The organism is Sphingomonas sp. dw_22, from assembly GCF_018449795.1.
In the GTDB taxonomy this organism is placed as follows: Bacteria; Pseudomonadota; Alphaproteobacteria; order Sphingomonadales; family Sphingomonadaceae; genus Sphingomonas.
In genome coordinates this window covers 1-6,383 of record NZ_JAAVVE010000084.1, presented here as the reverse complement: position 1 = coordinate 6,383, position 6,383 = coordinate 1, and the positions used below count along the sequence as shown (strand labels likewise).

Below are 6,383 nucleotides of genomic sequence, written 5' to 3'. Positions count from 1 at the left end.
GACCGCTGCGCCATGATCCGCCGGCCTCGCCCATTTGGCCCGGCCCAGGGCGACCCGCTCCGCTTGCCCGCCGTCGCCCCCCCCCCGCCCCGGGCCCGCGCCCCCCCCCCGCGCGCGCCGTCGCCCCCCCCCCCCGCACCCCTCCCCCCCCCCCCCTCCCCCCCCCCCGCCCGCCCCCCCGCCCCCGCCCCGCCCCCCCCCCCCCCCCCCGACCCGCAGGCCCACCGGGATCGCGCGCGGCCAGCGATCGGCGCACTTTTCGTCGAGCGGCCAGCCATAGACCCAGGCCCCGTCCCAGAAGCGCCACCGCGCCCGCGCGACGCCCGGCAGCAGCATCTGCGGCACCGGCCCGGCACCGCGCACCAGCCCGCCCCCGGTCACGGCATAGCGCACCGGCACCGAAATCCCGCCATAGCCCGGCGCGGCGCGCGCGAACGAGATGCCGGCGCCACCGCCTTCGATAGGTCCGCCGGAAATCTGGTCGAGGTCGCTGGTCAGCACGAACATCGTCCGTTGCAGCGCCGCCAGCCGGTCGAGCCGCCCTTCGGTGCGCTGGTTCACGTTGATGATGCCGTCCACCAGCGCCAGCCCGGCCACCGCGATCAGCGCGAACAGGCCGAGCGAGATCATCAGCTCGATCAGGGTGAAGCCCTCGTTGGAGCGGCATCGGCCCGCTCCCCCAAGATCCTTCACGATCCCGAGCTCACCGCCACGGGTTCATAGCCCTGCTTGCGGGCGACAAGGATGGCGAAGTCGCGCGCGACCGAACCGTCGGTGCGGAAGCGCACCGGGCCGGTGACGCCGTGGAAGCCCTTGCCGTCGAGCAGGCCCTGGCTGTTGAGCGTGTTGGTGCCGCGCAGCGTGTTGGCGATACCTGCCGCGTCATAGGCCAGCGCCGTGATCGTCCCCGGGCTGCCGCCGTTGCGCGCCGCGAACTCGCTGGCGAAGGTGCCGAAGGCATTAGGGTCCGGGCTGGCGATCCAGGCGCCGTCCAGCGCCTCCAGCGCCTGCGGGCGATGATCGAGCCCCTGCAAGGTGCCGAGGAACTGGATGCCGGTATCGCGCAGGTTGCGCGCCGCGGCGAGCACCGCCTCGCCGCTGCCGGGGAGCAGCACCGCATCGGGCGCGTCGCCGGCCGAGGGCATGGGCTGGCCAGCCTTCACTTCGAGCACGCGCACGCTCATGGCCAGCTCGCCTTCCATCTGCCCCGCCGCCAGCGCCGCGGCGGCGCTCCACGGCGAACCGTCGTCAATCATCGCGACCGACTTGACCCCCCGCCCGCGCGCATAGCGCAGGATCGCGCTGGTCACCTGCCCCGCGGTGATCCCGAAGATCCAGGTGCCGGGCTGGCGCAGCACCGAATCGTTGCTGAAGGCGATGATCGGCACCCGGCGCGCGACCGTGCTGGAGACGGCCGGCACTTCCTCGGCGGTGAGCGGCCCCAGGATCATCGCGGGATGCCTCTTCAGCGCCTCGGCCGCCGCCGCAGCGGCTCCGGCCGCCGTCCCGCCGGTGTCGAAACTCTGCACATAGGCGCTGTTTTCCGCGAGCAACGCCGCCTGCTGCATGCTAATGCCCAGCCGCGCTCGCGGACCCGTGAGCGGCACCAGCAGGGCGATGGGGCGCTTGTCCTTCTTCTCTGCCGAATACGCGAACGAGGGAAGCGCGACCGATGCCGCTGACGCGACCAGGCCTGATTGCAAGAACCTCAGCAGCGCGCGCCGGTTCATTGCCGACTCCGGAAATTGGGGGTGTGGCACGGGGGCGTATTATCGTCTTCGCGGTGCTGGGCATAGTGGCCTATGCGCTGGCGATGCTCGCCACCATGCCGGCGAGCGTGATCGTCAAGAACCGCCCCTGGCGGACGGGCGTGGCGGGCACGGTGTGGAACGGCGAGGTCGGCGTGGCCGGGGGCAGCAAGCTCGAATGGCACATGGCGCCGCTGCGCTCGCTCATCAGCCTGGGCTTCGCGGCGGACTGGAAGGCGACGGGGCCGAACACCGATCTGGGCGGGCGGATGCTGCTCCATCCCGGCGGGCGGACAGTCCTCGACAAGGTGAGCGGATCGGCCGACGCGAGCCTGATCCGGGCGCTCCAGCCGAACCTCCCCTTCACCTGCGACCTGACGATGCAGATCCAGATGGAGCGGATCGCGATCGGCGGCGGCAGCCAGATGCTCGACGGCAATGCGACCACCGATCCCGGAAGCTGCCGCCCCAAGGGTGCCGGCGCGGCCTCCGCCCTGCCCGCGCTGATCCTGACCGCCGAGCATGTCGGCAACCGCACGATGATCCGGCTCGCGCCGATGACGCAGCGGCGCAAGCTGCTGCTCGACGCCAATCTGGACGAAGACGGCACGATCGACCTGGGCCTCACGCCCGAAGGCGCGGCGCTGCTGCCGTTCGCGGGCCTGCCCGGCGGCGCGCGGATTCAGGGGGCGATGTAGAACGCTACATCGCCACCAGATTGTTGAGGTTGATGATCGGCAGCAGGATCGCCAGCACCATCATCAGCACCAGCCCGCCCATCACCAGCAGCACCAGCGGCTCGACCAGCGCGACCAAAGTCGAGACCAGCGCATCCAGCTCGCGCTCCAGCTCGCCCGATGCCCGGCCGAGCGCGGGGGCGAGCTTGCCGCTCGATTCCCCCGAGGCGACGATCGCGACGAGCATCGACGGGAACACGCCCGCCTCCTGCATCGCCGCGCGCAGCGAAATGCCTTCGCGGACGCGCGTCGCGACGCCGACCGCCTTCTCGCGCACCCAATGGTTGGGCGTCACCGCCGCGGCGGCATGGAGCGCATCGACCAGCGGCACCGCGCTTCCCACCAAGGTCGCCAGGCTGCCGGCGAAGCGCGCGGCGTTGAGTTGGCGGCTGAAGCGGCGGAACGGGCGGCGCTCGGAGAAGAAGCGGTGCACCCGCAGCTTGTTGGCGGGCACGCGCGACCAGCGGCCGAACGCGAAGATACCGATCGCGATCGCCAGGATCAGGTAGAGCCCGAAATTCTGGAGAAAGGCGCTGATCGCGATCAGCGCGCGGGTGAGGAACGGCAGGTCGGCGCCGCGCGACACGAACACCTTCACGATGTCCGGCACGACATAGACCATCAGCAGCACCATCATGCCGAACGAGACCAGCGCCAGCAGCGCCGGATAGAGCAAAGCGAGCTGGAGCTTCTGGCCGTTGGCCTGGCGGTTCTCGACGAACTCGGCGAGGTGGTTGAGCACGTCGGGCAGCTTGCCCGAAGCCTCGCCGGCCGAGACCGAGGCGCGGTAGAATTCGGGAAACGCCTTGGGATGCGCGCCCAGCGCGGTGGCGAAGCTGCGCCCGTCGAGGATCGCCCCACGCACGTCGAGCAGCAGCGAGCTGGTGGCAGGCTGTTCGGACTGGGTGGCGACGAGGCGCAGCGCCTCCTCGATCGCGATGTCGGAGCCGACCAGCGTGGCGATCTGCCGGGTGACCGTCGCCAGCGCGCGCGGGCTGATCCCGCTCTTGCCGAAGCGCGGCAGCTGGATCGAGCCTAAGCTCCGGCAGCGCTCGGATGCCGCCTCCACCGAGAGCGGCAGCAGCGCCTGCTCGCGCAGCAACGCCCGGGCGGCGGCAGGGCTGGAGGCTTCGATGACGCCCTTCCTGGCGGCGCCGGACCGATCGGCCGCGCGATAGGCGTAAGCGGGCACTTAAATTCCTCCCCGGAACGGGGAGGGGGACCATCGCGCAGCGATGGTGGAGGGGCCGCCGTCGCAGACGGCGGTGTTCCACCGCCGCCCCTCCACCAGCCTGCGGCTGGTCCCCCTCCCCGTGCCGGGGAGGAATTGAGGGTCACGCCTCATCGCGAACCACGCGCGCCACTTCCTCGACCGTGGTCACGCCGGCCTTCACCTTGGCAATACCGTCGTCGAGCAGGCTCGGATTGGCCTTGCGCGCCTGCGCCTCGAGCTGCGCTTCGGAGGCACCGTCATGGATCAGCTTCTGGAAGGCATCGTCCACCGCGACGACCTCATACAGCCCGGCGCGGCCGCGATAGCCCTCGCCATGGCATTCGTCGCACCCCACGGCGCGCCACAGCTTCCTGCCCGGCTCGATCGCCCCGCCGAGCAGCAGCGAATCCGCCTCGCCCGCCACGTCCTCGCGCCGGCAGCTCGGGCAGAGCCGCCGCACCAGCCGCTGCGCCGCCAGCCCGACCACCATCGGCGCGAGCAGATAGCGCTCGACCCCCATGTCGATCAGCCGCGTCACCGATCCCACCGCGCTGTTGGTATGCAGCGTCGAGAGCACGAAATGCCCTGTCATCGAGGATCGCACCGCGACCTGCGCAGTCTCCTGGTCGCGGATCTCGCCGACCATGATGACGTCCGGATCCTGGCGCAGGATCGCCCGCAGCCCCCGCGCAAAGGTCAGCTCGGTGCGCGGATTGACCTGGGTCTGGCCGATGCCGGCAAGCTCATATTCGATGGGATCTTCCACCGTCATGATGTTGCGCTTGCGGTCGTTCAGCCGGTTGAGCGCGGCATAGAGCGTCGTCGTCTTGCCCGAGCCCGTCGGCCCGGTCACCAGCAGCATGCCGTGCGGCCGCTCCAGCAGCCGGGTGAACACGTCGCGGTCGCGCGCGCTCATGCCGAGCACTTCCATGTCGAGCCGCAGCGAGCCCTTCTCCAGCAGGCGCATCACCACCCGCTCGCCATGCTGGGTCGGGATGGTCGAGACGCGGGCATCGACATCATGCCCACCGATACGCAAGGTCACGCGGCCGTCCTGCGGAATGCGCCGCTCGGCGATGTCGAGCTTCGCCATCACCTTGATACGGCTCACCAGCAAGGGCGCCAGCGCGCGCGGCGGCTCGATCATGTCGCGCAGCACGCCGTCGACGCGGAAACGCACCACCAGCCGCTTCTCCTGCGTCTCGATATGGACGTCCGACGCGCCCTCTTTCACCGCCTCCAGCAGCAGCGCGTTGATGAGCCGGATCACCGGCGCGTCGTCGCGGGTGTCGAGCAGATCGTCCACGCTCGCGGCGCTGTCCGCCAAGGCTGCGAGGTCCATGTCGCCCAGATCGATGTCCGCAGCCGCCCCCGCCCCGCTATAGGCCGTGCCGAGCGCGGCATCGAACGCATCGTCCGCAACGCTGACGAAACGCGCGCCGGGCGCGATCCGCTGGGCTTCGAGCAACCCGTCGAGCGCCGCCCCCGCGCGGTGGACGCATTCCACGCCCTCCGGCCCCTGCCGCAGCAGCACGCCGTTGCGCCGCGCGAAGCTGTAGGGCAGCGCGGCGGGCGCGTCCTCGACGATCAGCGTATCGGTCATTGCGCGAAGTCCACCGAAGCCGAGACCCGCCCCGCCGCCGGACGGCGCACGATCGAGAGGCGGCGGACGCGCAGGTCGCTGCTCGCCGAAAGATCGGCAAGCCACGCCATCAGCGAGTCATAGGTGCCGTCGGCGATCGTCGCGCGAACGCCGCCGGGAATCGCCTCGGGCGTCGCGACCAGCCCGAAGCTGGAGGCCGAGCCACTCACCACCTGCGCCGCCGTCCCCTGGCGGCGCGGCGTCGCGGAAGCACCCAGCGTGCCGGCCGCGCGGATGCGGGCGGTGAGCGTCTCATAAGTGCGAATGTCCGACAGCGCCTCGGCCCGGGCGGACTGGAGCGGCTTGATCACGCCGAAGACCAGCACGAGGCCGGCCAGCAGCGCGGCCAGCACGCCGAACATGACATGCTCGCGGCGGCTGAGCCCGCTCCACCACGCATCGAAGCGGATCAGCGCCACGTCGAGCGCAGGAAGATGCTTGCGGATCACGGTCATGCCGCGCTCGCCGTAATCCGGATCGCGCCGTCAGGCGAGCGGGTCGTGGTCGCCCGCACCTGCGCGCTGCGCAGCGCCGCATCGATCCGCGCGGCAAGGCCGGGATCGGCAGCGTCGATGTCTATCGTCAGCGCATTGCCCTGATATCCGATCTGCCGCACGCTGAACGAGCCCGCCAGTGGTCGCAGCGCCCCCGAAACGCGCGTCAGCAGCGGCAGGAAACCGTCGGGCGCCTTGCCGCTCCCCTTGGGCAGCAGGTCCGGGACCGTCGCCTTCAAATCGTCGTCCAGATTGGCGCCGGGCGCGGCCAAAGCGGCCGCGGTGCGCGTCTCGGCGGCGCGGCGGTCGGCGATCGAGCGCAGCATCAGCGTGTCGGCGCCGGCGATCGCGGTGTGCGCCACCGCGCCGATCGCGACGATCCAGCCCAGCCGCTTCCAGAAACTCGCATTTACCGCCCCGCGAACCGCATAACGCCCCTGGCGCAGAGAGAGAGCCGGAGCGAGCCGCCCCCCGGCAAGCGGGCCCGGGGCCGGGGGGGCCCCCCCCGCGCGGGCCCCCGGGGGGGGGCCGCGCCCCGGCCCCCCCCCC

Annotated in this window: 6 protein-coding genes and 1 pseudogene; 1 reads left to right on the top strand and 6 read right to left on the bottom strand. The window is 71.5% G+C overall.

Annotated elements, in window-relative coordinates; genetic code table 11:
- On the bottom strand, positions 1–693 hold a 693-nt coding region (locus HB724_RS20015; protein ID WP_346344764.1), incomplete at its 3' end, for a prepilin-type N-terminal cleavage/methylation domain-containing protein.
- Entirely contained in the window at positions 690–1,730 is a 1,041-nt protein-coding gene (locus tag HB724_RS20010) for an ABC transporter substrate-binding protein (RefSeq protein ID WP_213982710.1), read from the bottom strand. The genes HB724_RS20010 and HB724_RS20015, both read right to left, overlap by 4 nt.
- 23 nt (positions 1,731–1,753) lie before the next feature.
- On the opposite strand from HB724_RS20010, the gene HB724_RS20005 reads away from it, so the two are divergent.
- The gene (locus tag HB724_RS20005) at positions 1,754–2,446 is read left to right on the top strand and encodes a hypothetical protein (RefSeq protein WP_346344763.1); all 693 of its coding nucleotides are present in this window, start codon (positions 1,754–1,756) and stop codon (positions 2,444–2,446) included.
- Between the two features lie 4 nt (positions 2,447–2,450).
- Here HB724_RS20005 and HB724_RS20000 read toward each other — a convergent pair whose 3' ends face one another.
- The 4 genes and pseudogenes from HB724_RS20000 to HB724_RS19985 all read right to left on the bottom strand — a co-directional run.
- On the bottom strand, positions 2,451–3,677 hold the full coding sequence (locus HB724_RS20000; RefSeq protein WP_213982709.1) for a type II secretion system F family protein: 1,227 nt from the start codon (positions 3,675–3,677) through the stop codon (positions 2,451–2,453).
- 142 nt (positions 3,678–3,819) lie between these two features.
- Positions 3,820–5,301, bottom strand: a complete 1,482-nt coding sequence (gene gspE, locus HB724_RS19995; RefSeq protein WP_213982708.1) for a type II secretion system ATPase GspE — start codon at positions 5,299–5,301, stop codon at positions 3,820–3,822.
- Positions 5,298–5,795, bottom strand: a complete 498-nt coding sequence (gspM, locus tag HB724_RS19990) for a type II secretion system protein GspM (protein WP_213982707.1) — start codon at positions 5,793–5,795, stop codon at positions 5,298–5,300. The genes gspE and gspM overlap by 4 nt, the downstream gene beginning before the upstream one ends.
- Positions 5,792–6,383, bottom strand: a pseudogene (locus HB724_RS19985) (type II secretion system protein GspL); the annotation flags it as partial. The gene gspM and the pseudogene HB724_RS19985, both read right to left, overlap by 4 nt.